Annotated in this window: 26 protein-coding genes; 11 read left to right on the plus strand and 15 right to left on the minus strand. The window is 66.4% G+C overall.

The features are described from left to right. Positions 1-18: 18 nt before the first annotated feature. On the plus strand, positions 19-3,483 hold the full coding sequence (mfd, locus tag HNE04_RS02620; protein WP_172216469.1) for a transcription-repair coupling factor: 3,465 nt from the start codon (positions 19-21) through the stop codon (positions 3,481-3,483). Positions 3,484-3,499: 16 nt separating this feature from the next. Continuing rightward, entirely contained in the window at positions 3,500-4,225 is a 726-nt protein-coding gene (serB, locus tag HNE04_RS02625; RefSeq protein ID WP_172216471.1) for a phosphoserine phosphatase SerB, read from the plus strand. A 568-nt stretch (positions 4,226-4,793) separates the two neighbouring features. Here the strand turns inward: serB and HNE04_RS02630 are convergent. Both HNE04_RS02630 and HNE04_RS02635 read right to left on the minus strand, forming a co-directional pair. Next, positions 4,794-6,374 carry an alkaline phosphatase D family protein gene (locus tag HNE04_RS02630; RefSeq protein ID WP_172216473.1) on the minus strand — a complete coding sequence of 527 codons (1,581 nt, stop codon included), beginning with the start codon at positions 6,372-6,374 and terminating at the stop codon, positions 4,794-4,796. Positions 6,375-6,389: 15 nt separating this feature from the next. Further along, entirely contained in the window at positions 6,390-7,334 is a 945-nt protein-coding gene (locus tag HNE04_RS02635; protein ID WP_172216475.1) for a LysR substrate-binding domain-containing protein, read from the minus strand. Between the two features lie 83 nt (positions 7,335-7,417). On the opposite strand from HNE04_RS02635, the gene HNE04_RS02640 reads away from it, so the two are divergent. Beyond that, complete coding sequence (locus HNE04_RS02640) at positions 7,418-7,720, plus strand: DUF2917 domain-containing protein (protein ID WP_172216477.1); 303 nt, start codon at positions 7,418-7,420, stop codon at positions 7,718-7,720. Here HNE04_RS02640 and HNE04_RS02645 read toward each other — a convergent pair. Beyond that, positions 7,609-8,853, minus strand: coding sequence for an MFS transporter (locus HNE04_RS02645; protein WP_172216479.1), 1,245 nt, complete (start codon positions 8,851-8,853; stop codon positions 7,609-7,611). The genes HNE04_RS02640 and HNE04_RS02645 overlap by 112 nt on opposite strands. A 122-nt stretch (positions 8,854-8,975) precedes the next feature. Here HNE04_RS02645 and HNE04_RS02650 point away from each other — a divergent pair, with 122 nt between their 5' ends. After that, positions 8,976-10,106 (plus strand): ABC transporter substrate-binding protein, encoded by a 1,131-nt coding sequence (locus tag HNE04_RS02650; protein ID WP_172216481.1) that lies wholly within the window; start codon positions 8,976-8,978, stop codon positions 10,104-10,106. A gap of 7 nt (positions 10,107-10,113) precedes the next feature. Here HNE04_RS02650 and HNE04_RS02655 read toward each other — a convergent pair whose 3' ends face one another. After that, complete coding sequence (locus HNE04_RS02655) at positions 10,114-10,443, minus strand: hypothetical protein (protein WP_172216483.1); 330 nt, start codon at positions 10,441-10,443, stop codon at positions 10,114-10,116. A gap of 12 nt (positions 10,444-10,455) precedes the next feature. Beyond that, a complete protein-coding gene (locus HNE04_RS02660) occupies positions 10,456-10,887 on the minus strand; it encodes a signal peptide prediction (protein WP_172216485.1) in 432 nt (143 codons plus the stop codon). Positions 10,888-11,019: 132 nt separating this feature from the next. On the opposite strand from HNE04_RS02660, the gene HNE04_RS02665 reads away from it, so the two are divergent. From HNE04_RS02665 to thpR, 3 genes are read left to right on the plus strand one after another with little or no spacing between them, the layout of a single operon-like run. Further along, positions 11,020-11,646 (plus strand): CDP-alcohol phosphatidyltransferase family protein, encoded by a 627-nt coding sequence (locus HNE04_RS02665; protein ID WP_235964713.1) that lies wholly within the window; start codon positions 11,020-11,022, stop codon positions 11,644-11,646. A 19-nt stretch (positions 11,647-11,665) separates the two neighbouring features. Next, entirely contained in the window at positions 11,666-12,427 is a 762-nt protein-coding gene (locus HNE04_RS02670; RefSeq protein ID WP_172216487.1) for an alpha/beta fold hydrolase, read from the plus strand. Between the two features lie 35 nt (positions 12,428-12,462). Then, the gene (gene thpR, locus HNE04_RS02675) at positions 12,463-12,996 is read left to right on the plus strand and encodes an RNA 2',3'-cyclic phosphodiesterase (protein ID WP_172216488.1); all 534 of its coding nucleotides are present in this window, start codon (positions 12,463-12,465) and stop codon (positions 12,994-12,996) included. Here thpR and trxC read toward each other — a convergent pair. The 5 genes from trxC to HNE04_RS02700 are packed head-to-tail and all read right to left on the minus strand — an operon-like array spanning position 12,993 to position 16,260. Beyond that, positions 12,993-13,433, minus strand: coding sequence for a thioredoxin TrxC (trxC, locus tag HNE04_RS02680; protein ID WP_172216489.1), 441 nt, complete (start codon positions 13,431-13,433; stop codon positions 12,993-12,995). The two genes, thpR and trxC, sit on opposite strands and share 4 nt — an antisense overlap. A gap of 11 nt (positions 13,434-13,444) precedes the next feature. Next, positions 13,445-14,005: a hypothetical protein gene (locus tag HNE04_RS02685; protein ID WP_172216490.1), complete on the minus strand. Its 561-nt coding sequence runs from the start codon at positions 14,003-14,005 to the stop codon at positions 13,445-13,447. 24 nt (positions 14,006-14,029) lie between these two features. After that, a complete protein-coding gene (locus HNE04_RS02690; RefSeq protein WP_172216491.1) occupies positions 14,030-14,656 on the minus strand; it encodes an FHA domain-containing protein in 627 nt (208 codons plus the stop codon). Between the two features lie 51 nt (positions 14,657-14,707). Then, positions 14,708-15,238 (minus strand): M23 family metallopeptidase, encoded by a 531-nt coding sequence (locus HNE04_RS02695; protein WP_235964714.1) that lies wholly within the window; start codon positions 15,236-15,238, stop codon positions 14,708-14,710. A gap of 11 nt (positions 15,239-15,249) precedes the next feature. After that, a complete protein-coding gene (locus HNE04_RS02700; protein ID WP_172216493.1) occupies positions 15,250-16,260 on the minus strand; it encodes a L,D-transpeptidase family protein in 1,011 nt (336 codons plus the stop codon). A gap of 125 nt (positions 16,261-16,385) precedes the next feature. Here HNE04_RS02700 and msrA point away from each other — a divergent pair, with 125 nt between their 5' ends. Continuing rightward, the gene (msrA, locus tag HNE04_RS02705; protein WP_172216494.1) at positions 16,386-17,093 is read left to right on the plus strand and encodes a peptide-methionine (S)-S-oxide reductase MsrA; all 708 of its coding nucleotides are present in this window, start codon (positions 16,386-16,388) and stop codon (positions 17,091-17,093) included. Between the two features lie 6 nt (positions 17,094-17,099). On the opposite strand, the gene HNE04_RS02710 is transcribed toward msrA, so the two are convergent. Further along, positions 17,100-17,507: a nuclear transport factor 2 family protein gene (locus HNE04_RS02710; RefSeq protein ID WP_172216495.1), complete on the minus strand. Its 408-nt coding sequence runs from the start codon at positions 17,505-17,507 to the stop codon at positions 17,100-17,102. Positions 17,508-17,554: 47 nt separating this feature from the next. Further along, positions 17,555-18,739, minus strand: a complete 1,185-nt coding sequence (locus HNE04_RS02715; RefSeq protein ID WP_235964715.1) for an MFS transporter — start codon at positions 18,737-18,739, stop codon at positions 17,555-17,557. A gap of 41 nt (positions 18,740-18,780) precedes the next feature. On the opposite strand from HNE04_RS02715, the gene HNE04_RS02720 reads away from it, so the two are divergent. Next, the gene (locus tag HNE04_RS02720) at positions 18,781-19,770 is read left to right on the plus strand and encodes an LLM class flavin-dependent oxidoreductase (RefSeq protein ID WP_172216498.1); all 990 of its coding nucleotides are present in this window, start codon (positions 18,781-18,783) and stop codon (positions 19,768-19,770) included. 33 nt (positions 19,771-19,803) lie between these two features. Here HNE04_RS02720 and HNE04_RS02725 read toward each other — a convergent pair whose 3' ends face one another. Beyond that, the gene (locus tag HNE04_RS02725) at positions 19,804-20,106 is read right to left on the minus strand and encodes a hypothetical protein (protein ID WP_172216500.1); all 303 of its coding nucleotides are present in this window, start codon (positions 20,104-20,106) and stop codon (positions 19,804-19,806) included. A gap of 26 nt (positions 20,107-20,132) precedes the next feature. Between HNE04_RS02725 and HNE04_RS02730 the strand changes: the two genes are divergently transcribed. Beyond that, on the plus strand, positions 20,133-20,729 hold the full coding sequence (locus tag HNE04_RS02730; RefSeq protein WP_172216502.1) for a 3'-5' exonuclease: 597 nt from the start codon (positions 20,133-20,135) through the stop codon (positions 20,727-20,729). On the opposite strand, the gene HNE04_RS02735 is transcribed toward HNE04_RS02730, so the two are convergent. Together HNE04_RS02735 and HNE04_RS02740 are read right to left on the minus strand one after the other, a co-directional pair. Next, the gene (locus HNE04_RS02735; protein WP_235964716.1) at positions 20,708-21,256 is read right to left on the minus strand and encodes an NYN domain-containing protein; all 549 of its coding nucleotides are present in this window, start codon (positions 21,254-21,256) and stop codon (positions 20,708-20,710) included. The two genes, HNE04_RS02730 and HNE04_RS02735, sit on opposite strands and share 22 nt — an antisense overlap. 3 nt (positions 21,257-21,259) lie before the next feature. Beyond that, positions 21,260-22,264 carry an aldo/keto reductase gene (locus HNE04_RS02740; RefSeq protein WP_172216504.1) on the minus strand — a complete coding sequence of 335 codons (1,005 nt, stop codon included), beginning with the start codon at positions 22,262-22,264 and terminating at the stop codon, positions 21,260-21,262. 48 nt (positions 22,265-22,312) lie between these two features. On the opposite strand from HNE04_RS02740, the gene HNE04_RS02745 reads away from it, so the two are divergent. Continuing rightward, entirely contained in the window at positions 22,313-23,569 is a 1,257-nt protein-coding gene (locus tag HNE04_RS02745) for a DEAD/DEAH box helicase (protein ID WP_172216505.1), read from the plus strand. Positions 23,570-23,827 lie beyond the last annotated feature (258 nt).

The raw sequence follows: 23,827 nt of genomic DNA on the forward strand, positions 1-23,827 counted from the left end.
GGTGTTTTGTATTTTTTTATGGATTTACCCAAACTTAGCGCAGGCAAGAGATTCACGCTGCCGCGGCCCCCTGGCTCGGCGGACGCGCTGCTGCTGGCCCGCCTGGCAGAGCGCGAGAAGGCCGCCGGCAAGCTCACGGCGATCGTTACGGCCGATGCCACGGATGCGCAGCGGCTGATCGAGGAGATGGCGTTTTTCGCGCCGGATTTGCGCTGCGCGCTCTTTCCCGACTGGGAAACGCTGCCCTACGACAGCTTCTCGCCGCACCAGGACCTGATCAGCGAGCGGCTGGCCACGCTTTGGCGCATCTCGCAGGGCGCGGCCGACGTCGTGGTGGTACCCGCCACGACGGTGCTCTATCGCGTGGCGCCACCGAGCTTCCTGGCGGGCTATACCTTCCATTTTCGGGTCAAGCAGAAGCTCCAGGAGGCCAAGCTCAAGGCCCAACTCACCCTGGCAGGCTACAGCCATGTCACCCAGGTCGTGAGCCCCGGCGAGTACGCGGTGCGCGGTGGCTTGATCGACCTGTTCCCGATGGGCTCCACGGTGCCTTACCGGGTTGACCTCTTCGACGACGAGATCGACTCGATACGAACTTTCGACCCCGACAGCCAGCGCAGCCTCTACCCCGTGCCCGAGGTGCGGTTGCTGCCCGGCCGCGAGTTCCCCATGGATGACGAGGCGCGGGCGAAATTCCGTAGCCGCTGGCGCGAACTGCTGGAGGGCGATCCCACCAAGAGCCGCATCTACAAGGACATCGGCAACGGCGTCGCCACGGCGGGCATCGAGTATTACCTGCCGCTGTTCTTCGACGATACCGCCACGGTCTTCGACTACGTGGGCGAACAGGCCACTGTCGTGCTGCACGGCGATCTGGAACCCGCGTTCCAGCGGTTCTGGCAGGACACGCGTGACCGCTACCGGCTGGTGCGGGGCGATCCCGACCGCCCGGCGTTACCACCAGAGACTTTGTTTCTCACGGCCGAGCAGTTTTATGCTCACGCCAAGCAGCATGGGCAGCTGGCGCTGCGCGCCGTCGATGGGTCGTCTTTCGCGGAGCTGGAAGCGCTCGAGCCCATGGCCGTGGTGCGGGGCGCTGAGGAGCCCCTGGCCAAATTCAAGGAGCACCTTCGCAACAGTGCGCAGCGCGCCCTGGTGCTGGCCGAGAGCGATGGCCGGCGCGAAAGCCTGCTCGACTTCCTGCGGGCCAGCCACCTCTCTCCACCGGCCTTCGACTCGCTTCAGGAGTTCCTCGCCAGTGACGAAAAACTGGGCATCGCCACCGGCCCCCTGAACATCGGATTCAGCTGGCTCGAGGCCGGTATCGACCTCATCACCGAAACCGAGTTGTTCGCCGCCGGCCCCACTACGCGCAGGCGCAAGAAACAGGAGCAGGTCAGCGACGTCGAGGCGTTGATCAAAGACCTGTCCGAGCTCAACGTCGGCGACCCGGTGGTGCACTCCCAGCACGGCATCGGCCGCTACAAGGGCTTGATCAACCTGGACCTGGGCCAGGGCACCAACGAGGACGGCACGCCGGCGGTGCAGGAATTCCTGCACCTGGAATACGCCGACAAGGCGACGCTGTATGTCCCGGTGAGCCAGCTGCACCAGATCAGCCGCTACACCGGTGTCTCGGCCGATGAAGCGCCGCTGCACAAGCTGGGCTCGGGCCAATGGGAAAAAGCCAAGCGCAAGGCCGCGGAACAGGTGCGCGATACCGCCGCCGAGCTGCTCAACATCTATGCGCGTCGCGCGGCGCGCGAGGGCCATGCCTTCCGCTATTCGGCACAGGACTACGAGGCCTTCGCCAACGATTTCGGCTTCGAGGAAACGGCCGATCAGAACGCGGCCATTCATGCGGTGATCCAGGACATGATCTCGCCGCGCCCCATGGACCGGCTGGTCTGCGGCGACGTGGGATTCGGCAAGACCGAGGTGGCGCTGCGCGCGGCCTTCATCGCGATCACCGGCGGCAAGCAGGTCGCGTTCCTGGCGCCCACCACCTTGCTCGCCGAGCAGCATTACCAGACCCTGGTCGATCGCTTCAGCAAATGGCCGGTCAAGGTGGCCGAGGTCTCCCGCTTCCGCTCCGGCAAGGAAGTGACCGCCACGCTCAAGGGCTTGGCCGACGGCAGCGTCGACGTGGTGATCGGAACGCACAAGCTGCTCTCGGAATCCACCAAGTTCAAGAACCTGGGCCTGCTCATCATCGATGAGGAGCATCGCTTTGGGGTGCGTCACAAGGAGGCGATGAAGGCCATGCGCGCCGAGGTCGACGTGCTGACCCTCACCGCGACCCCGATCCCGCGGACTTTGGGCATGGCGCTGGAGGGCCTGCGCGACCTCTCGGTCATCGCCACGGCGCCGCAGCGGCGGTTGGCCATCAAGACCTTCGTGCGCAACGAGGGCAATGGCGTCATCCGCGAAGCCGTGCTGCGCGAACTCAAGCGCGGCGGCCAAGTGTATTTCCTGCACAACGAGGTGGAGACCATCCAGAACCGGCGCGAGCGGCTGGAAGAGCTGCTGCCCGAAGCCCGCATCGCCGTCGCGCACGGCCAGATGCCCGAGCGCGAGCTGGAGCGCGTGATGCGCGACTTCATCGCCCAGCGCCACAACCTGCTGCTGTGCTCGACCATCATCGAAACCGGCATCGACGTGCCCACGGCCAACACCATCGTGATGAGCCGCGCCGACAAGTTCGGCTTGGCGCAGCTGCACCAGCTGCGCGGCCGCGTCGGCCGCAGCCATCACCAGGCCTACGCCTACCTGATGGTGCCCGACACCGAGAGCCTGACCAAGCAGGCGGCGCAGCGCCTCGACGCCATCCAGCAGATGGAAGAACTGGGCTCCGGCTTCTACCTGGCCATGCACGACCTGGAAATTCGCGGCGCGGGCGAGGTGCTGGGCGAAAACCAGAGCGGCAACATGCTGGAGGTCGGCTTCCAGCTCTATAACGAAATGCTGGGCGAGGCCGTGCGCTCCCTGAAGGCCGGCAAGGAGCCGGACCTGCTGGCGCCGCTGTCCGTCACCACCGACATCAACCTGCATGCGCCCGCCCTGCTGCCCAACGACTACTGCGGCGACGTCCACCTGCGCCTGTCGTTCTACAAGCGCCTCGCGACCGCCAAGACCACCGACCAGATCGATGGCCTGCTGGAGGAGATCGTCGACCGCTTCGGCAAGTTGCCGCCGCAGGCCCAGACTCTCATCGACGTGCACCGCCTGCGCGTGCTGGCCCGGCCCTATGGCGTGGTCAAGGTCGATGCGGCACCGGGCGTGATCCACATCACCTTCAAGGCGAACCCGCCTATCGATTTCATGCGCATCATCGAGATGGTGCAGAAGAACAAGCACATCAAGCTGGCCGGCAACGAGAAGCTGCGCATAGAGCGCGAGTTGAAGGATCCCAAGGACCGGGCGCAGATGGTGCGCGACGTGCTGCGCTCGCTGGGCCAGCCCAAGGTGGCGGAGCCGGTGTAGCTGTCAGAATTGAACCATGACCAAAGCAAGCGAAATATCCCCCGGCCTGGTGATCCAGGGCTTCACGCCGCCCCTGGCCTTGAAGGACTTCAAGCTCATTGCCTTCGACATGGATTCCACGCTGATCAACATCGAGTGCGTGGACGAGATCGCCGATGCCGCCGACCGCAAGGCCGAGGTCTCGGCCATCACCGAGGCCGCGATGCGCGGCGAGATCACCGACTTCAAGGAAAGTCTGCGCCGGCGCGTGGCCATGCTGCGCGGGGTCACCGTGGCCGACATGGAGCGGGTTTACGTCGAGCGGCTGCAACTCAATCCCGGCGCGGCCGAACTGGTGGCTGCCTGCAAGGCGGCGGGGCTGAAAGTGCTGCTGGTTTCGGGCGGCTTCACCTTCTTCACCGACCGCATCCGCGATCGCCTGAGTGTGGACTTCACCCGGTCCAATGTGCTCGAGATCGAATCCGGCCCCAATTGCGGCCAGCTCACTGGCCGCATGGTGAACCAGCCTTGGGGCGACATCTGCGATGGCGCGGAAAAGCGCAAGATGCTGCTGGAAACCTGCGCCCAACTGGGCATCTCCCCCAAGCAGGCCATCGCCATGGGAGACGGCGCCAACGACTTGCCCATGATGGGCGAAGCCGGCCTGTCGGTGGCGTATCACGCCAAGCCCAAGGTGCGCGAGCAAGCAATGGTGGCGATCAACCAGGGCGGCCTCGATCGCCTGCTCGAGGTGGTTCGCTAGAGCCTGCTTTCGACAGAAGCTCAGGATTCACGCGGCAAAGTCGTGTCCGGGCAGGCCGCGGCGCATCGACAAGGCGGTCGGTGCTGCGCACCGACTTCCCTGGGTTTGCTCGATTTCGCGGCCCGTCGCAGAACTCGCTGCGCGCGCTTGGGGCGCGCTACGCTCAAACAGCTGCGACAAGTCAGAGCACGAAGCGCTGCGCGCGGCCACGAAATCGAGCAAACCCAGGCGCCTCGCAACGATGCGCCGCGGCCTGCCCGGACACGCCTTTGCAGGGAGGTTGTTGGTATTCGTCGCACCGCACGCCCACCACCTTGGCTCGCGGCAGGCGGTACCCGGCGGGGGCGATTTCTGTGGCGGCTGCGAGGCTCGGCCTGGGGGCGGGCGCGCAGCGCTTCGTAACTGACTCGTCGCGGCTGTTTGAACGCAGCGGCCTTAGGGCGCGAAGTGAGTTCCGCGACGCCGACCCCAGGCCGAGCCTCGCAGCGGAGTCGGCGCAAAAAGCGCCGACCGCCACAGTATGAGCCCCTGCCGGGTACCGCCTGCCGCGACGCGAGGATGCTATCGCTCAGGCGGCCTCTACGACCGGCCGGCCGGCCTGAACCGCGAAACGCGCGAGAGTCCGGACGCCCGTATCCGCGCGCGCCGGGTCGTCGATCACGCGCAAGGTGGTGATCAATTGGCCCGGCGTGAACTCGGCCACTCCATAGCCCCGGCGCTGCGCATCGGCGAACACAAAGTGCGGGTTTTCAGAGAGGCGCTCGGCAGCCCGTCCACCCCGGCCCGAGCGCGAGGTGATGCTGGTGCCGCAGAACTCGACGCCGACGCTGGCGCTCTCTGGCCTGGCGTAGTCGGCCTTGACGTGACCCACCCAGTTCTCGTGCACGTCGCCGCCGAACAGCACCGGGTTGGCGACCTGATGACGCTGCAAGGACTGCGTGAATCGGCCGCGGGCTGCGTTGTAGCCGTCCCAGCCGTCGTTCCAGAACGATTGGCCCGGCCCCGGCCGTGAATCACGCTGACCGAACAAGGTCTGCTGTCCGACGACGGTCCAGCCTTCGCCGGATTTCGCGAATGCGCGGTCCAGCCATTGCTCCTGCGCGGCGCCGAGCAAGGTGCGGCCAGGATCGTTCCACGCGGGGCATTCCGCCGGGTTGACGTAGCCAGACCCGGTCTGCCCTGCCCGCGCGCACACCTGCGGGTCGCGGTACTGGCGGTTGTCCAGCAGCACGAGGTTGGCCAGGCGGCCGAAGCGCTGCTGCGAATGCAAGCGGAACTCGGCACCGGAAGCCAGCCCCGCCACGGCCTGCGTCAGCGCCGAAGCTCGCACCGGCATGTGCTCGTAGTAGGCCTGGTAGGCAGCCGCGCGCCGGCCGGCGAAGCTATCGACGAGCGGACCGTTCTCGCCCGCCGTGAGGCCGGCGTAGTCGTTCTGCACCTCGTGGTCGTCCCAGGTCACCAGCCAGGGACAGGCCGCGTGCATGGCCTGCAGGTCCGCGTCGCTCTTGTGAAGCGCATGGCGCTTGCGGTAGTCGTCCAGCGTGGACGCCCAGCCGCCGCCGTGCACGCGCACGGGATTGCCGGCGATCGGGTATTCGTAGATGTAGTCGCCCAGGAACAGCACCGCGTCGAGGTTCTCTTCGCGCATGTGCCGATAGGCGCCGTAGTAGCCATGCTCCCATCGCTGGCAAGAGGCATAGGCCAGCCGCAGCTTCCGCACCAGTGCATCCGGCGCCGGGAAAGTGCGCGTGCGCCCGGTGGTGCTTGCCCAATCGCCGGTCATGAAGCGATAGAAATACCAGCGGTCCGGCTCCAGGCCGGCCACTTCCACATGCACCGAATGAGCCAGCCCGGCTAGTGCCTGCGACTGGCCCCGTTGAACGATGCGCCGGAATTGCTCGTCGCGCGCCACTTCCCAGCGCACGGTCACCGCCTGGTCGCCCAGACTCTGGAACCATCCATCGGCCAGCAAGCGGGTCCACAACACGACGGAGTCATGCGTCGGCGAACCACTGGCCACTCCCAGGGTGAAGGGGTTGGCCGACAGGCGTGGCTGGCTCCACGCGCTGCGCGGAAGCCACAGCGCGCCTGCGCCCGCCGCGGCCAGCTGCAGCAGGTGGCGACGGTCGATCGGGACGGGGCGGGCCATGTCCGCAGGACTATATCAACTGTCTGCTTCGCTCCTGAGCCAGCGGACGAAGTCCTGGGCATCCGGATTGCGCAGGCCGCGGGCGCTGGGCACCACGTAGTAGCCCCGCTGCGAAACCGCGCGCCCCCCGAACGGCGCGACGAGCTGCTTGTCCCGCAGCAACTGCGCGAGCAGCGGGAACCGCCCGATCGCCACGCCCTGCCCGGCCACGGCCGCCGCGACGGCATCGGCGTACTGCGTGAAGCGCACCGTGTTCTTCATGCGCAACTCGCTCAGTCCCATCACCTGGATCCACGGCTCCCAATCCACGGTCAGCGCCATGCCCTGCGGCATGTCCACCGCCAGGAGCGTGTGATGGACCAGGTCGGCCGGCTTCTTCAGCGGGTGCGGGCGGGCCGTCCCAAGGCGGGGCGCACAAACCGGCAGCACCGATTCCTCGAACAGCGGCGGCCCCAGGTCATCGCGATTGGGGCAAAAGCGCACGGCCAGGTCCACCTGGCTGCGCTCCAGGTCGAGCAGTTCCAGTGTGGCGGAGATCCTGACGTCCACGGCGGGATGGTTCGCGGTGAAACGCGCCAGCCGCGGAATGAGCCACAAGGAGGCGAAGCCGGGGGTGCAAGTCATGGACACCTGGCGAAGGGCGCTGGTCGCTCGCACCCGGGATGTCACGTCGCGCAGGCGCTCGAGGCAATCGGCGACCGTGCGTTGCAGCAGCCGGCCCGCCTCGGTGAGTTCGAGCGCGCGGTGGCGGCGCTCGAACAGGGCGACGCCCAGGCTGGCCTCCACCTGCTGGATCTGGCGGCTCACTGCCGACTGGGTCAGGAACAGCTCCTGCCCCGCCAGCGTGAAGCTGAGATGCCGGGCCGCCGCCTCGAAGCTGCGCAGGAGGTCGAGCGGCGGCAGCTCCGAGCGGGCGATCGCCGGACGCGGGGCGGGGCTTTTCGCATTCTCTGGGCGCATGCTAGCAATTCCAAATCAACGTTTGTACCTAGTGTACGGGCTCACTATATTCATTCCATCAGCGAATGCAAAGGATCCCCATCATGAACACGCACACCCTTCCCTCGAACTTGCGGCTGGAGCACCGGGCCATGTACAGCGTTGCCGATGCCGCCGGCGTCCAGCTCGCGTGCAGCGAAGGCACGGTGTGGCTGACGCTGGACGGCGACCTGCAGGACTACATCCTCGAAGCCGGCGACAGCTTCATCACGCAGGAACACCGGCGCGCGCTGGTCTATGCCATCGCGCCCGCGCGCATCAGCCTGGAGGCGCGGAACATCAGGAAGCCGACGATCGAGACGTTCAGGAGGTTCCAGGCAATCCCGTTGATGAAGGCCGCGCGGTAGGAGCCGGTCAGGTCGAACACGGCGCCCGACATCCACCCGCCTAGGGCCATGCCGAACAGCGTGGCCATGAGCACGGTGCCGACGCGGGCGCCCGCCTCCCTCGGCGAGAAATGTTCGCGCACGATCAGCGCGTAGGCCGGGACGATGCCGCCCTGGAACAGCCCGAACAGTCCCGCCACCACATACAGCGACACCAGCCCCTGGAACGGCAGGAACATCAGCAGCGCCACACCCTGCAGGATCGATCCCAGCAGCAAGGTGCGCAGCCCGCCGATGCGGTCGGATATCCAGCCCGAGGCCAGCCGGCTGACGACCCCCAGGCCGAGCATCAGGGAGAGCATCTCCGCGCCGCGTGCCGCACCGAACCCCAGGTCCCCGCAATACGCCACGATGTGGACTTGCGGCATGGACATGGCGACGCAACACGCAACCCCGGCCACGCACAGCAGCATTTGCACGGTTGCCGGCTTCATGCCCATCGGCCGATCGAGCGCGGCCACGCGGCCGCCGGCCAGAACGGGAGCCGGCGCGTGGACTGGCGGCCGGCGCCGCAACACGAGCGCGAGCGGCAGCATGGAGACAACGCAGAACACGCCCATGCCCACATAGGTATGGCGCCAGCCGACGCTGTCGATGAAGTACTGCATGATGGGCGGCCACACGGCGCCGGCGGTGTAGTTCCCGCTCATGCAGATCGCCAGCGCCACGCCACGGCGCCGGTCGAACCATTGCGACGTATCCGCCACCAGCGGCGCAAAGGTGGCGGAGGTTCCCAGCAAGCCGATCAACAGGCCCTGCGCGGCACAGAACCACCATAAGTTGGGCGCGAGTCCGGCGGCGATGAAGCCCGCACCCAGCCCCAGGGCCCCGACGCCCACCGGCACCAGCACACCGAAACGATCGGCCAGGCGCCCCATCAGGATGCCGCCCAGGCCGAAGCCGATCATGGTGAGCGTGTAGGGCAGCGAGGCGTCCGCCCGCGCCACCCCGAAATCCTCCTGGATGCGCGGCAATACCACGGTGACCGAATACATCCCCGAGCCGCCGACGGTCATGAGCAGCAGCGATACAGCCAGCCGCATCCAGGCATAGGGCGATTCGATGTCTTTGGTAGTCGCTGCGCGGCCGGTCATGGTGTTGTATTGGACATGACAACGCCTGCTTGCCCCCACAAACTAAGCGCTTTCCATACTGCCGAGCCAGGACTCTGTGGCATAACGTCGAGTGTGTTGCTAAACGTATTCGAGGAGGCGCTATGACAAGGTTCAATCTGGCTGCAAGTATCGTCATCGCCGGGGCAGCGCTCGCCGCGACGCACGTGGCCCAGGCCGGGCAGGTCGTGGTCGGGCAAGTGGCGCCCATGTCCGGGCTCGAGGCCAACCAGGGCCGGGCCTACGCCGCCGGCATGCAGCTGCTTTTCACCAGCGTCAACAAGGCGGGGGGTGTCAACGGCCATACCTTCGCGCTGGTTCGCAAGGACGACGGCGGCCGGCCCGAAGAAACCTTGAGCGGCACCAAGCAGATCCTGTCCGAAGACAAGCCGCTGGTGCTGGCCGGCTACTTCGGCAATCGCAACATCAGCGACCTGATGAGTTCGGGCCTGCTCGAAAAAGAAAAGATCGCCCTGGTGGGCTACCGCGCCGCCGAGATCCGGCCCGAAACGCCGCTGCTGTACAACGTCCGCGCGAGCCTGCGCGACGAGATCAACAAGCTCACCGAGCACCTGGCCACCATTGGCATCACGAGGCTGGGCCTGTTCTACGAAGATGGCCCCGGCGCCGCCGCCCTGATCGCCGTAGCCGAGGAAGCCGCCAAGAAAGCCAACGCCACGATCATTACCAAGGCTTCCTATCCCGCCGGCACGGCCCGTGTATCGCCCGCCATCGAGATCTTCACCAAGGTTTCGCCGCAAGCCATCCTCATGGTTTCCAGCGGCGCGGCGGCGGCCGGTTTCATCGAGCAGTACCGTTCCGCCGGCGGCGGCGCACAACTGTTCGCCCACTCCGGCGCCGATATCGAGCAGCTGTCCAAGCGCCTCGCCGAAGAGCAGATGCAGGGCGTCGCCATCGCCCAGGTCACGCCCAGCCCGTACAAGATCTCCAGCAAGCTGGCCAAGGATTTCACCGATGCCGTCGCCAAGAACGACAAGCTCGAAGTGCCGGTCAGCTACGCCATGATGGAAGGCTATATCGCCGCCAAGGTGATCGTGGAAGCGGTGCGCCGCCAGGGGGCCCGCCCCACCCGCGAAGGCACGGTCGCCGCCCTGGACGCGATGGATAGCTACAACCTGGGCGGCTATGTCGTCGGGTTCAAGCCGGGCATGCGTTCGGGCTCGAAGTTCGTCGAGCTCTCCATCATCAGCGGCGCCGGCAAGATCCGGCAGTAGCCAGGCGCTAGGCCTGCCATACGCCGTAGCCGGCCGCGCGCAGCGCAATGCCCAACTCCACCTCCATGTCGCGCGCCGCCTCGTAGGGCATGGGGTTGTACATGGCATACAGGCCCGGTAGCAAACGCAAGCCGTAATCGCGCACGAAACTGTTGGCCTGGATGCCGGCCTTGTGCTTGTCGAACCGCACATCGGGGTCCAGACCCGTCATTCCCACGTACACGAACGGCTTGCCCAGCTGATACTCCGGATTGGCGCGGCGAAACCGGCCGACGTTCCACACCTGGTCGGCAAGCTCGACGACATAGACATGGTAGTGATGGCGGCGGGCAGCCATTTATTCAGTGATTCAGCGCGGCTTGGCGCCGGTCCCCCGGGCGGTCTTGCCATAGGCCTCGCGCTCGAACCAGTTGTCCAGGTACGGGCGGCGGCCGCGCAAGAGTTCCACAAGGCTGGACAATAGATAGGCCGGCACGAACAGCGGGCCCCAGCGCTCGTACTGGCGCACGTGCACCTGCTCGTGGGCTCGCACAGCCCCCAGGACGGCATGGTCGAGCCCGAGGACCACGTGGCCGAGGGTGATCGCCGAAAACGCGAACGGCGGGCGCAGGCGCGACAGGTACTCCCCCACCTTGCCGCCGCCGAACTCCAGCGCTCCCTGCCGCAGGCGCGCGCCACCACCGAAGAGGATCACCAGCAGCCCGAGCACCAGGCCGACAACCGTGTATGGAGAGGCCCACGCGTACGCAGCGCCGCGCACGGCCCATCTCAAAGCAATCATTTCGCAAGGGTAACGCCCCCGGCCGCTCCTGTCCCGCGCGTCGGACGAAGCCGACACGGCGCTGGGCCGGGGTCCGACGCGGCGGCATTGCAGCGGCACTTAAGGTGAACTAAACACTTCCGGGGGATCCCCATGCAACGAGCCGCAGCGCGCCACTTCTCCATGTTGCGCGGATTTCATCTGGCCGATTTCTTCACGCTGGGCAACGCCGCCTGCGGCGTGGGTGCGGTCTTCTTCGCCATGCTCTACATGTCGACGCAGCTGGCCTTCCATTTCTACGCCGCCGCGGCGTTGGCGCCGGCCGCCTTCATCTTCGACGTGCTGGACGGACGCATCGCCCGCGCTCGGCACCAGCATTCCGCGCTGGGCCGCGAACTCGACTCGCTGTCGGACGTGATTTCCTTCGGCGTCGCGCCTGCGGCTCTGGCGTTCGCCGCCGGCATGCAGGGCGGCTGGGACGTGGCGGCGCTGATCTTCTTCGTGTGCTGCGGCGTGAGCAGGCTCGCCCGCTACAACGTGACGGCCGAAACGCTGGCGGCCGGCAGTGACAAGGTTGCCTATTTCGAAGGCACACCGATTCCCACCAGCGTGCTGCTCACCGGCGTGCTGGCCTTCGCAGGCTGGCAAGGCCGTGTGGGCGAAACCCTTTACGGCGGCGTTTACACCATTGGTCCTTGGGACTTGCACCTCATGTCCCTGCTGTTCGTGGTCTCGGGCAGCCTTATGGTCAGCAAGACGCTCCACATTCCAAAGCTTTAGCCCTGAAAGGAAAAGCAAAATGGCAAGGACCATAGACGGCCCCGCCGGGCAGTTGCACGTGGAAGACGGTGGTGGCGGACCCGGCGTGCCCGTTCTGTTCGTTCACTCCTATGCGGGTAGCGCCGCGCATTGGCGCCCCCAGCTGACGCACTTGCGGCCCCACCGCCGCTGCGTGGCGATCGACTTGCGAGGCCATGGCCAGTCCGATGCGCCGGCCGATTCGGACTACAGCATGCCGGCCCTGGCAAAAGACATCGCCGCCGTTGCCGACGGGCTGAGCTTGAGCCGTTTCGTGCTGGTCGGCCACAGCATGGGCGGCGCAGCTGCGGCGGCTTACGTGGGCGAGCAGCCTGGCCGCGTCGCGGGGCTGGTGCTCGCGGGCTCGCCGGGCAAGTCGGACCCGGCGCAGGCGAAGCAGATCATGGCCGCATTGCGCGCCGACTACGACAAAACCACGGCCGGCTACTGGAATTCGCTGTTCGAGGGTGCGGAGCCGGCGGTGCGGGACAAGCTGGAAGGTGACATGCACCGCGTCCAGCGCGAGCCTTCGCTGGCGATGATTGAAGCCACTTTCGCCTTCGATCCGCTGCCGGCGCTGCGCGCCTATCCCGGGCCCAAGCTAATCATAGACACCACGCACGGCGACAGCGACACCGCCTTGTACAAGCAGATGCCCGACATCACGCGCAAGGTTGTCACGGGCACGAGCCACTGGGCTCACATGGACAAGCCGCAGGAGTTCAACCGGCTGCTCGACGACTTCCTGGCCTGGATGGCTTGAGCCGGGCCTAGGCGCAGCCGGAGCAAAATCCGGCCATGCCTGCGACTGCTCCGGAGCCCGCCACTTCGCTGCGCCTGTTCGTCGCGCTATGGCCCGATCCGGCCACGCGCGCCGCCATCGCGCAGTGGCAGCGCACATGGGACTGGCCGTCGCGCGCCGCACCGGTCAAGGCCGAGCGTTTGCATGCCACGCTTCATTTCCTGGGCGACGTGCCCGCGCAACGCCTCGGGGAGATTGCGGCGGGCCTGCGCGGACCCTTCGAACCCTTTGAACTGGAGCTTGGCCACGGCGACGTGTGGCCCAACGGCGTTGCGGTGCTCGAGCCCGCGGACACGCCGCAACAACTGGAACGGCTGCACGCCGCGCTACGCGATGCAGTAGTTGCCCTGGGCCTGCCGGTGGATGCGCGCCCGTTTCGCCCGCATGTCACGCTTGCGCGGCGGGCACGAGGCGCCAAACCGCCCGCCCCGCTTGCGCGTTGGTGCTGGCGCGTCGATGAAGGGTATGTGCTGGTGCGCTCGCTTCCCGGCGGCGCGGGCTACCAGGTGGTCGAGCGTTTTGGCGTCTAGGGCAACTGTGAGCGCGCCCAGCGAACGATATCGGCCGCGCCCATGGCTCCCGGCTGGCGCGCGACCTCGCGGCCGTTCATGAAGAGCGCCAGGGTGGGAATGCTGCGGATCTGGTAGCGGGCTCCCAGCGTCGTCGCTTCATCGGTATTCACTTTCGCGAGGCGCACATGGGGTTCGAGCTGGGCGGCGGCCTGCTCGAATGCTGGTGCCATCTGGAGGCAGGGACCGCACCACGGCGCCCAGAAATCGACCAGCACGGGAATCTGGTTGCGGGTGATGTGGCGATCGAAGGCAGCTTCATCCAGCGCAGTGGAGTGCCCGTTGAAGAGCGCCTCGTGGCAGCTACCGCAGCCAGGCGCGTTGGCCATGTCGCTCTGGCGCACCCGGTTGGTGGTGTGGCAGCGCGGGCAGACGATGTGAAGAGTGGCGGCATCCATACGCGCTGGTATCAGGGCCGGCGCGAGATCGCCGCGTCGCGGATCGCGTAGAGTGCCTGCAGGTCCGATGCCAGGTCTTCCGCGTCCTCGTATTGGGGCTGGGTGTCGCCGGCGTCCGAAGACTTGTCGGCTGCTTCCTCGGCCCAGGCACCCGCACTGGGCATGGGCGCGAAGCCTCGCACGGCCTTGCCGTAAAACTGCCAGGCCACGCTGAACAGCCATTCGCGGGCCTGCGGCTCGAACTTGAGGATCTCTTCCCAGAAGCTTTCCTGGAAGGCATGGACGTAATCGAGCAGCTGTGCGTCGCCCTGGCGCACCAGGAACTGCACGTGCATGCCCGCCTTGTGCTGGCGGGTCTTCACGGAGAGGATGCGGCAATCGACCCAGTCGGATGGAACGCCGTGCTTGCGCATGGTGTCGCGCAGCACCACCTGCACCAGCTCACGGCGCGTGTCGCGCGCCGCCTTGGCCTGATCGACAGCGGCCTTCTCGCGGTGGTCGGACTGCGACGTCTCGTCTGCGGCGCTTGTGCCGTTTGCACCGCCCCCAAAGATTTTGTTCAACAGTCCCATGCGGCCATTATGACCGGCAGCGGCCTACTCCTTCAACAGGAACAGCATCCGCGTAGAGGCCAGTTCCAGCACGTCGTGATTGGACAACAGCACCGGGTTATCGCCAATGGCCTCGCCATTGAGGGTGGGCGGGCTGCTGCCGTCCAGGTAGGCGACGTAATAGCCGTCCCTGCGGTGCGACACCGCCACCACGCAGACGCCCGGCTTGCCGAACGTGGTCACGGCCTTGACGACCGGCATCTCCAGCCCCGCCGACGACCCATTCAGCACCTGGAAAATGGCGTGGACCATCTTGGGGGTGCTTTCCCCCTCGAACTTCATCGCCATCGTTTCAGCCGAAAAGCCGCTGGGGCGTTCGGTGGCTTCGAGGAACTGGATGCGGAAGTTGCCGATGGCGATCACGTCACCGTCGTTCAGCTTCTGGCGCTTTTTGACCATCTTGCCATCGACATAGGTGCCGTTGGTGCTGCGCAGGTCTTCGATGTACACCTCGGCAAGGCCGCGCAGCTCGAACACGCAGTGATGGCCGCTCACCACCATGTTCTCGAGGACGATGTCGTTGTCGGGGCTGCGCCCCAGCGTAGTACGGTCCTTCTGCAGGTACACGTGCTTGATTTCGACACCCTCGACCGATGCGATGAGTTGCGGCATGGAGAACATAGTAGTGCGCGGCGGTGCGCGCCGCAAGGTGTGGCGTTGCGTTCAGTTCACGGGTTGGGCGCTGCGCAGCGCCGGATAGGGGTTCACCGGCTCGCCCTTCCACCACTGCCGCAAGGGACCGAGCCGGAATACGGCGAAGTGAAGATGCGGGGCGTCCGGTGCGGCATTGCCGGTGCTGCCCACGTAGCCAATCAAGTCTCCGCGCCGCAGCATCATGCCCTCGCGCAGGCCCTCGGCGTAGCGGTCCAGGTGGGCGTAGTAATAGGCCAGGTTCTCCTGCGGGTCGAACTGGTAGACGGTCAGCCCGCCCGGCACACTGGTGAAAAGCTTGACCACGCTGCCGTCGTCCACCGCCACCACCCGGCTCCCGCGCGGCGCGGCGATGTCGATCGCCTCGTGCCGGTGACCGGGACGCCCCTGCTCGAAGGTGTCCACCAGTGCGGCCGGTGCAACGCCCTCCACCGGAATGACCAGCGCACGCGCCGCCAGCAACGCTGCCCCGTCTTGGGTTGAAGCGGCAAGGGCCAGTGTCGCGCACAAGGCCAGGCCGCAGAAGCGCCACAAGAACTTCATGGGCATCGCAATCAGTCCTGCACCTGCACCGCCATGCCCGGGTTGACGAGCGACGCCAGCCGCAGCACATCCCAGTTGGTCATGCGCACGCAGCCATTGGTCTCCACGCGCGCCATCTTCGACGGCTCGTCCGTCCCATGGATGCCCCAGTGCGGCTTGCTCAGCCCGAGCCACATCAGGCCCGTGGGGCTGTTGGGGCCCGGCGGCAGCTTGGTCTTCACTTCGTGCGGCTTGGCCGTGCGCAGCAGGCTCGGGTCGTAGGTGAATTGCGGATTCTTGACTTCACTGGTGATTTTCATCTGGCCGATCGGCAAGGGATCGCGATTGCCGCCGAAACTGACGGGGAAGCCCGCCAACACGCGATTGCCCTCCCCGATCACATAGAGCATCTTGTCGGACTTGTCGATGCGTATCAGCGTCGCCTTGTAGCGCAGGACGTTGGGCATGCCCACGTCCGCTACGACCAGCTGGCTGCCCGCAGCGGGCGCGCGATCGCGGTTCATGTCGGTCAACAACTTGGGGCTCATATGGAAGCGCTCGGCAAGGGCCTCCTGCAGCGACTGGAAGCCCAGATCGGGCAGCTTGGCCTGCTCCATCGGATCCACCGGAATCTTGCGGTAAGGGCCGGCCACATCCTGCTCGGTCAAGGCGTAGGTGGTGAACACCGGGCCTTGCCCGTCCTGCAGCGCGGTCCAGGTGGCGCCATCGATCTTGCCCGTGGTCGGCAGGCCGCGCGACAACTGGAACGCCGACACGGCCCGCGCCATGTTGCTGCTGAAGATACCGTCGATCTCGCCCGGCGAGAACCAGCAACGGTCCAGCAGGATCTGGGCGCGGATGACGGCGGCGCCGCGCGCGCCCACTGCGAGCAGCGGCGTCGCGCTGTCCTCGTTCAGCCGGCCCACCTGCTCGGCCGGATCGAGAGGCACGTGCGGTGCCCCAGCGGCCTGTGCGGCCCAGGCGGGCGGGGTGGACAGAGCCAACAGCAGGGCGACCACCTGCAGGGTTTGCGAAAAAAACATGGCAGAGCCCCTCTGAGCAAGCAATACGCCACCGTAGCGCTGCGCAAGCGGCCCGCTTGTCGGCGCCCGCCGACGGCCGGGGTCAGGTACATGCCTGAAACCCGGCTCAGGTTCACAATGGGGCAATGAAAGGTGCGTTCCTCAGCGACAAGGTGCCGGGCATCATCGCGATCATTGCCGTGGCGCTGGGCGCCTATTGGGCGAGTAATTCCGCGGCCGAGAAAGCCGTCAGCCTGCCCGCGCCCGCGTACGATGCCGCGGTGGCGACCACGCAAGAGACGGCCGTCTTTGCAGGCGGCTGCTTCTGGGGCGTGCAGGCTGTGTTCCAGCATACCGCCGGCGTCTTGAACGCCGTGTCGGGCTACGCCGGTGGCGCCCGCGAAACGGCCAACTACGAGCGAGTCACCAGCGGCCAGACCGGCCATGCCGAAGCCGTGCAGGTCACCTACGACCCGCGGCAGATTTCCTACGGCAAGCTGCTGCAGATCTTCTTTGCGGTGGCACACGATCCGACCCAGCTCAACCGGCAGGGGCCCGACCACGGCACGCAGTACCGATCGGCGTTGTTCTGGCGCAATGCCGGCCAGAAAGAGGTGGCGGAGCGTTACATCGCCCAGATCGAGGCGGCGCGTGCATTTCCCGGCAAGATCGTGACGCAGCTCGCTCCACTCAGCACCTTCTACCCGGCCGAGGACTATCACCAGGACTACGCCACCTTGCACCCGCGTTCAGCCTACATCGTGGCTTTCGACGCGCCCAAGATCGCCAACCTCAAGCAGCTGATGCCCGAGGTGTACCGGGAAAAGCCTGCGCTGGTGGCCGCGCAGAAGTGAACCGCCTCATGGCTTGAACCAGACAGCCTGGACCAGCAGCGTGTCCAGGTATTCACGCACGGCGGTGATCTTGCCGTCTCGAAGCGTAATGCGGAAATGATATTCCTGGTCATAGACGCGGCCGTTCTTCAGATGGCCGAGGGACTCGACCTCCATGGCCACCTCATCGCCTTCGGCTATGGCGCTTTTCACCGTCATCTTCAGCGGCCCCTCCAGCTGGCCCGCCATGCCCTGGAAGAGCTTGCCGATCTGGGCCTTGTTGCGGCTGCCCACCACGGGCAGCTGGCCCGGCTTGCCGGGCAGCCACCAGGTGGCGTCGTCGGCCAGCAGGCCCAGCACGCCAGGGATGTCCCCGGCGGAGAAGCGCTCGAACAGCTGGGTGGCGATGGCCTTGTTGGCCTGGGCATCGGTCATGGCTGTCTCCTGTTGAAGAAAGACGATTGGACGGCTTTGAGTGCACTCTATGTCAAGCCCCGCGCGGGCAGCAAGGGCCTGAGCATCCACAAGCCGAATAGCGGCCCGAGCGCCAGCCACGGCAACACCAGCGCCGGCGGCCACGCCTGGGTGGCCCGCACGAAAAGCTCGATGCTCACCACCGAAATCGCGAAGCCTATGCAGTTGGTGAAGGTGAGCACGCTGCCCACCACTTGCGGCGGCGCATTCTGGGCCGTCAGCGTCGAAAATTGCGGGGAATCGCCGACCACCGTCGCTCCCCACAGCAGCAGCCAGGCGAGGAACAGCACTATTGGCGCGGCCAGCATCAAAGGCGCGGCCAGGCAGCAAGCCCCACTGCACGCGAGTTGCATCTGTGCCACGCGGGCGCTGCCGAAGCGCCGCGCCAGCAGCCCGCCGCCGGCGCAGCCGACGAAACCGGCGGCGATCGCCCAGAACGCGCCGGCGCTCACGGCGATCCCCTCCAGCCGGGTTGCCGCCACGAACGGCACCAGCACGTAAAAAGCGTACAGCTCCCACATGTGGCCGAAGTAGCCGAACACCGAGGCCCGCAGCCGCCGGTCGGACCATATCAGCCCCAGCGCGCGCGGCGTGATGCGGCCACCCCTCGCCGCATGTGGATTGGCGGGCACCAGCAAGGCCGTGGCAAGCCCTCCCAGCGCCGCGAGCAGGGAGACGCCCAGCACGACGGCTTGCCAGGGCGCCGCAGCACTGGCGGGCCCCGCGAACGCCCGCAGGCCGTGGGGCAAGGCAGTGCCCAGCACCAGCGCGCCTATCAGCACGCCCATCGCCGCGCCCAGACCCTCGCGGTACCAGCTGGCCGCGATCTTCATCCCGACCGGGTAGATGCCGGCAAGAAGGAATCCCACCGCGAAGCGCAGCAAGACCAGCACGGCCAACTGCCCATTCGCGAGCAGCGTGGCGGCGTTGACGGCCGCTCCCAGCAGCGAGCAGGCGAGGAATACGCGCGAGGGCGGGAAGCGGTCGGCCAGCATCAGCAGGGCGAATACCAGCGTACCGGTGACAAAACCCAATTGCACCGCCGACGTGAGCATGCCCACCGATTCCGGCGGCAGGCCCCAGGCCTGCTGCAGATCAGGCATCACGGCATTGACGGCAAACCACAGGGAGGTACCGGCGAACTGCGATAGCACGATCACCGGAAGGACTCTGCGCGGTACGGCCATACTCATGCTCCGCAGCATACAAGGGCACAACGCAGTACGCTGTGCCAATGATTCCCTTTTCCGTCCTCGACCTCTCCCCCATCACCGAAGGCAGCGACGCCGCCCAGTCGTTTCGCAACTCGCTCGACCTGGCGCAACACGCCGAGCGCTGGGGCTACAACCGGTATTGGCTGGCCGAACACCACGGCATGCCCGGCATCGCAAGCGCCGCCACGGCCATACTGATCGGCCATGTGGCCGGCGGCACCAAGACCATTCGGGTGGGCGCCGGCGGCATCATGCTGCCCAATCACTCGCCGCTGGTGATCGCCGAGCAATTCGGCACGCTGGAGGCGCTGTATCCGGGCCGCATCGACCTGGGCCTGGGCCGCGCTCCCGGTTCCGACCAGGCCACAGCGCACGCCTTGCGGCGCAACCTGACTTCGGATGCCGATGAGTTCCCACGCGACGTGGTCGAACTCATGGATTTCATGTCCGACCAGCCACGCCAGCACATCCGCGCCGTTCCCGGTACCGGCGCTAAGGTGCCGGTCTGGATCCTCGGCTCCAGCCTGTTCGGCTCTCAGCTCGCGGCCATGCTGGGCCTGCCCTATGCCTTTGCATCCCACTTCGCGCCGGCGCAGATGATGCAGGCCATAGAGCTCTACCGCGAGAACTTCAAGCCCTCGGCGCAGCTGGCCAAGCCGTATGTCATGCTGGGCTTCAACGTTTTCGCCGCCGACACCGACGAGGAAGCCCAGGTTCGCGCCACTTCCATGCAGCAGGCTTTCGTCAACCTGCGCAGCGGGCGCCCTACCCGGCTGCCGCCGCCGCTGCCCGGCTACCGCGAAAGGGTGGGGCCGGCGGAGAAGGCCTTGCTCGACAGCGTGCTGTCGTGTGCCACGATCGGTTCACCCGACACCGTGCGCGAAGGCCTGAAGGCTTTCATAGCGCGCACCGGCGCGGATGAACTGATGATCACCTCACAGATGTTCGATCACGCCGCCCGCTTGCGCTCCTACGAAATCGCGTCCCAGGTGCGCCTGCAACTGGCGTAACGCCTTCTTCAAGGCGAACCTCGGATCGCCCGGCTAGACGCGAATTTCGTACATGGCGTCGCCCATGTAGCGATGGGTCCCGAAAGCCGCCGCCACCGCGGCGGTTTCCGCGGCCTGCCACTGCTCGAAGATCGCCCGCTCGGCGTCGGTGAGCGCGTCAAGGTCGGGGGTTTCACCGTAGCTTGCCACGATGCGCAAGTACGCGGTGTACACGGGCGCCACCAGGCTGGCATCGCCCAGCGTGTCCTCCAGCGCCGCGCGAAAACGTTGTTCAGCCTCTCGCCGCTGAGCATCGGAGACGTCGTCGGCATCGTAGAGAACGAGGGAATAGGTCATTGGGTTATCCTGCGCTGCCAATTCTCATGCATAGCCGCCACCCCACGCCCGACAAAGCCGAGATAGCCCTGCTGGAGCCATTCGACCGGCTGGGGCTGGACCAGATCCAGCTCGTGGCGACACCGGCGCAGGCTCAACAGGCCTCCCGCGAACTGGCTGCGGCCCCGGTGTGGGGCTTCGATACCGAATCCAAACCCACATTCGTCAAGGACCAGCTGTCCGAAGGGCCGCACATCGTGCAATTGGCGACTCTGCACAAGGCCTGGGTGTTCCAGCTGCACGACCTGGAGTGCCGCGCCATGGTGGCGCAACTGCTGGCGCTTCCGGGTGTCGTCAAGGCGGGCTTCGGACTGGGCGACGACCGCAAGCGGATCGTGAGCAAACTGGGGGTCGAGCCGGTGGACGTGCTGGAGCTCAACACGGTCTTTCGGGACCGCGGGTACCGCAAGGACATGGGCGTCAAGGGGGCCGTGGCCGTCCTGTTCAACCAGCGTTTCATCAAGTCGCGCAAGGCGACCACCTCGAACTGGGCCAACCCGCGGCTGTCCGAGGCACAGCTGATCTACGCGGCCAACGACGCTTACGCCGCTGTCCGCGTATTTCACGCGCTTGGACTGGGCTGAGCCTTAGCTTCGGCGGGCGACGCGCCGGACAGGCTCTCGTAGTAGCGAAACTCATGGCAGCTCTTGGCCCAGTGCCGGTTGGTCGACTTGCGCGCCGCGACGCCTACGAGTGTCAGGCCGGCCGCCCTGATCTTCTGCGACAGCGGCGTGAAATCGCTGTCGCCTCCGACCACGATCACGGTCCGGATGTGACCGAAGCGGGCCATGTCTTCGGCCGCATCCAGGCACAACCGGATGTCGGCGCCGTTCTTGGACGAGCCGCCCGGCGGAAAAAGCTGCACCAGATCCACGGCGTTCTGCATCAGCGCATCGCGGTAGCGGCCGAAATACTGCCAGTTGCAATAGGCCCGGTTGATGGCGATCGGGCCGTACGACAGCGCCAGATCGACGATGGCCTGCACGTCCACCAGCGGCTCCTGGACCTTGAAACGGTTGTCGGGCTTGCCGCCGTAGGCGCCCTCGCCCTGCAAGTCCTCGTACAGGCTGGCGTGAAGGTTCTCGAAATCCCAATACAAGGCAACGGACATCGTCTAGCCCCTCACCCGCGGATGCAGCGGATAGCCCGGATCGGTATACCCCGGCGTCGATGGATGGCCGGGCGCAACGAAGGAATCGACCAGTGCCTCGTCCTCGCGGGTCACCGCGTATTCGAGCGCGGGCAGATAGTCCTGCCATTGCTTGAGTGTCCTGGGTCCGGCGATCACCGAACTGACGGCGCGGTTGGCCAGCACCCAGGCCGTGGCGAACTGCGCCAGGGTGATGCCCTTTGCTTCCGCATGCGCCTTCAGCTTCTGGGCGATTTGCAGCGATTCCTCGCGGAACTCGGTTTCGGCGATGCGCTTGTCGCCGCGCGCCGCACGCGTGCCCTCGGCCGGCGGTTGGCCCGGCGGGTACTTGCCCGTCAGCACGCCCCGCGCGATCGGGCTGTAGGGCGTGACGCCGATGCCGAAGTGTTCGCAGGCAGGCAATATCTCGACCTCCGGCATGCGATTGAGCAAGTTGTAATAGGGCTGGCAGACCACGGGACCCGGCATGCCCAGCTGGCCGGCCACTCGCACGATCTCGGCGATGCGCCAGCCGCGGAAGTTGGACACACCCCAGTAGCGGATCTTGCCAGCGCGCAACATGGCATCGAACGCCCGCAGCGGCTCTTCCAGGTCCATGCCGTTGTTGTCGCGGTGCATGTAGAGGATGTCGACGTGATCGGTCTGCAGGCGCTGCAGGCTGGCGTCCACCTCGCGCAGCATCCAGCTGCGCGAGAAGTGCCCTTCGTTCGGGCGATCCGACATCTTGTTGCCCAGCTTGGTGGCCAGCACCCAGTCGTGACGCTGGTCCTTGATCAGCTCGCCGACCATGCGCTCGGAGCCACCCTTGCTGTACACGTCGGCCGTGTCGATGTAGTTCACGCCGTTGGCGCGCGCATCGGCCACGATGGACTGGGCTTCTTCGCGGCCGGTCTGGTCGCCGAACATCATGGTGCCCAGGCAGAGGGCGGACACTTGCAGGTTGCTTTTGCCGAGCTGGCGGTATTGCATGGCATCTCCTTCGGGCCCACAGCTTAAACTGCTGCGAAACTTCCCATCATGCCCTTCTCCTTTCTCGGCCTTTCCCCCGCGCTCGTGCGCGCCGCCGGCGAACTCGGTTTCGCCGCGCCCACACCCATCCAATCCGAAGCCATCCCCGCAGCGCTGCGCGGCGCGGATCTCTTGGGCTGCGCCCAGACCGGCTCGGGCAAGACGGCCGCCTTCGCCCTGCCCCTGCTGCAGCGCCTGGAGCAAGGGCCGCAGCACACGCCAAGACGCACGCGAGCGCTGGTCCTCGTGCCAACGCGCGAGCTGGCGGCCCAGGTGGGCGAAGTCATTCGCAGCCTGGCCCAGCATCTGCCGCAGCGGCCCAAGGTGGCCGTGGTGTTCGGCGGCGTTTCCATCAATCCACAGATGATGGGCTTGCGTGGCGGTGCCGACGTCGTGGTGGCAACGCCCGGCCGCCTGCTCGACCTGGTGCAGCACAACGCGCTCAAGCTCGCCGCGGTGGAAGTGCTGGTTCTCGACGAAGCCGACCGGTTGCTGGACCTGGGCTTTGCCGAGGAACTGGATCGCGTGCTGTGGCTGCTGCCGCCCAAACGCCAGAACCTGTTCTTTTCGGCAACTTTTCCACCGGCCGTTCAGGTGCTGGCTGAAACGCTGCTGCGCGACCCGGTTCGTGTGGACGTGCCCTCCACGCCCGCGAACGAACCGTCCATCCTCCAGCGCGTGATCCAGGTCGACGAGAAGCGGCGCACCGAGCTGCTGCGCCACCTCATCAAGGAGCAGAGTTGGGAGCGGGCGCTGGTGTTCGTCGCCACCAAGTACGCCGCCGAGCACGTGGCCTGGAAGCTGTACAAGAACGGCATCTTCGCCACGCCCTTCCATGGCGACCTGAGCCAGGGCGCCCGCAAGCAGGTGCTGTCGGAATTCAAGAGCGGCCAGTGGGACGTGCTGGTCACGACCGACCTGGCATCGCGCGGCATCGACATTGTGCAGCTGCCAGTGGTGGTCAACTACGACTTGCCCCGTTCCGCGGTGGATTACCTGCACCGCATCGGCCGCACCGGCCGCGCCGGTGAAAGCGGTCTAGCCGTGAGTTTTGTCAGCGCCGACACCGAAGCCCACTTCCGCCTGATCGAGAAGCGCCAGCACCTGAGCCTGCCGCGCGAGCAGATCGAAGGCTACGAGCCGGTCGATGCGGAAGCGGCGGCAAGCGCGGCCGCCGCGCCGGGCACCGGCGGCATCAAGGGCAAGCGCCCCAGCAAGAAGGACAAGCTGCGCGCCGCAGCGGCGAATTTGTCATCCCGGGCTTGACCCACTACTGTCCGGAGATTTCAGAGCGCTCGCAATTGCTCGTGGATGAGAGCTTGACCCGGGACCTATGGTCGCGAGCGGTTCGCTGCTTTGTGACGCGCGGTCAGCCCGTTCCGCGCCTTTTCAAGGCGCGGAAGCGGCGACGTGTGCAAGGCTGTGCGCCGGTCGGCTGCGGCGCGCAATCGGGACCAGTCGAGATGCGGAGGTCGAGTTTGCGGCCGTTTGCGCGCGATCAGCGCGCGGACGTCTCCGGAGCGC

The organism is Caenimonas soli, from assembly GCF_013155545.1.
GTDB lineage: Bacteria > Pseudomonadota > Gammaproteobacteria > Burkholderiales > Burkholderiaceae_C > Ramlibacter > Ramlibacter soli.

Bases quoted from the DNA above. Each gene is read 5' to 3' on its own strand.
- mfd (WP_172216469.1), top strand. From the start codon at position 19: ATGGATTTACCCAAACTTAGCGCAGGCAAGAGATTCACGCTGCCGCGG.
- serB (WP_172216471.1), top strand. From the start codon at position 3,500: ATGACCAAAGCAAGCGAAATATCCCCCGGCCTGGTGATCCAGGGCTTC.
- HNE04_RS02630 (WP_172216473.1), bottom strand. From the start codon at position 6,374: ATGGCCCGCCCCGTCCCGATCGACCGTCGCCACCTGCTGCAGCTGGCC.
- HNE04_RS02635 (WP_172216475.1), bottom strand. From the start codon at position 7,334: ATGCGCCCAGAGAATGCGAAAAGCCCCGCCCCGCGTCCGGCGATCGCC.
- HNE04_RS02640 (WP_172216477.1), top strand. From the start codon at position 7,418: ATGAACACGCACACCCTTCCCTCGAACTTGCGGCTGGAGCACCGGGCC.
- HNE04_RS02645 (WP_172216479.1), bottom strand. From the start codon at position 8,853: ATGACCGGCCGCGCAGCGACTACCAAAGACATCGAATCGCCCTATGCC.
- HNE04_RS02650 (WP_172216481.1), top strand. From the start codon at position 8,976: ATGACAAGGTTCAATCTGGCTGCAAGTATCGTCATCGCCGGGGCAGCG.
- HNE04_RS02655 (WP_172216483.1), bottom strand. From the start codon at position 10,443: ATGGCTGCCCGCCGCCATCACTACCATGTCTATGTCGTCGAGCTTGCC.
- HNE04_RS02660 (WP_172216485.1), bottom strand. From the start codon at position 10,887: ATGATTGCTTTGAGATGGGCCGTGCGCGGCGCTGCGTACGCGTGGGCC.
- HNE04_RS02665 (WP_235964713.1), top strand. From the start codon at position 11,020: ATGCAACGAGCCGCAGCGCGCCACTTCTCCATGTTGCGCGGATTTCAT.
- HNE04_RS02670 (WP_172216487.1), top strand. From the start codon at position 11,666: ATGGCAAGGACCATAGACGGCCCCGCCGGGCAGTTGCACGTGGAAGAC.
- thpR (WP_172216488.1), top strand. From the start codon at position 12,463: ATGCCTGCGACTGCTCCGGAGCCCGCCACTTCGCTGCGCCTGTTCGTC.
- trxC (WP_172216489.1), bottom strand. From the start codon at position 13,433: ATGGATGCCGCCACTCTTCACATCGTCTGCCCGCGCTGCCACACCACC.
- HNE04_RS02685 (WP_172216490.1), bottom strand. From the start codon at position 14,005: ATGGGACTGTTGAACAAAATCTTTGGGGGCGGTGCAAACGGCACAAGC.
- HNE04_RS02690 (WP_172216491.1), bottom strand. From the start codon at position 14,656: ATGCCGCAACTCATCGCATCGGTCGAGGGTGTCGAAATCAAGCACGTG.
- HNE04_RS02695 (WP_235964714.1), bottom strand. From the start codon at position 15,238: ATGAAGTTCTTGTGGCGCTTCTGCGGCCTGGCCTTGTGCGCGACACTG.
- HNE04_RS02700 (WP_172216493.1), bottom strand. From the start codon at position 16,260: ATGTTTTTTTCGCAAACCCTGCAGGTGGTCGCCCTGCTGTTGGCTCTG.
- msrA (WP_172216494.1), top strand. From the start codon at position 16,386: ATGAAAGGTGCGTTCCTCAGCGACAAGGTGCCGGGCATCATCGCGATC.
- HNE04_RS02710 (WP_172216495.1), bottom strand. From the start codon at position 17,507: ATGACCGATGCCCAGGCCAACAAGGCCATCGCCACCCAGCTGTTCGAG.
- HNE04_RS02715 (WP_235964715.1), bottom strand. From the start codon at position 18,739: ATGAGTATGGCCGTACCGCGCAGAGTCCTTCCGGTGATCGTGCTATCG.
- HNE04_RS02720 (WP_172216498.1), top strand. From the start codon at position 18,781: ATGATTCCCTTTTCCGTCCTCGACCTCTCCCCCATCACCGAAGGCAGC.
- HNE04_RS02725 (WP_172216500.1), bottom strand. From the start codon at position 20,106: ATGACCTATTCCCTCGTTCTCTACGATGCCGACGACGTCTCCGATGCT.
- HNE04_RS02730 (WP_172216502.1), top strand. From the start codon at position 20,133: ATGCATAGCCGCCACCCCACGCCCGACAAAGCCGAGATAGCCCTGCTG.
- HNE04_RS02735 (WP_235964716.1), bottom strand. From the start codon at position 21,256: ATGTCCGTTGCCTTGTATTGGGATTTCGAGAACCTTCACGCCAGCCTG.
- HNE04_RS02740 (WP_172216504.1), bottom strand. From the start codon at position 22,264: ATGCAATACCGCCAGCTCGGCAAAAGCAACCTGCAAGTGTCCGCCCTC.
- HNE04_RS02745 (WP_172216505.1), top strand. From the start codon at position 22,313: ATGCCCTTCTCCTTTCTCGGCCTTTCCCCCGCGCTCGTGCGCGCCGCC.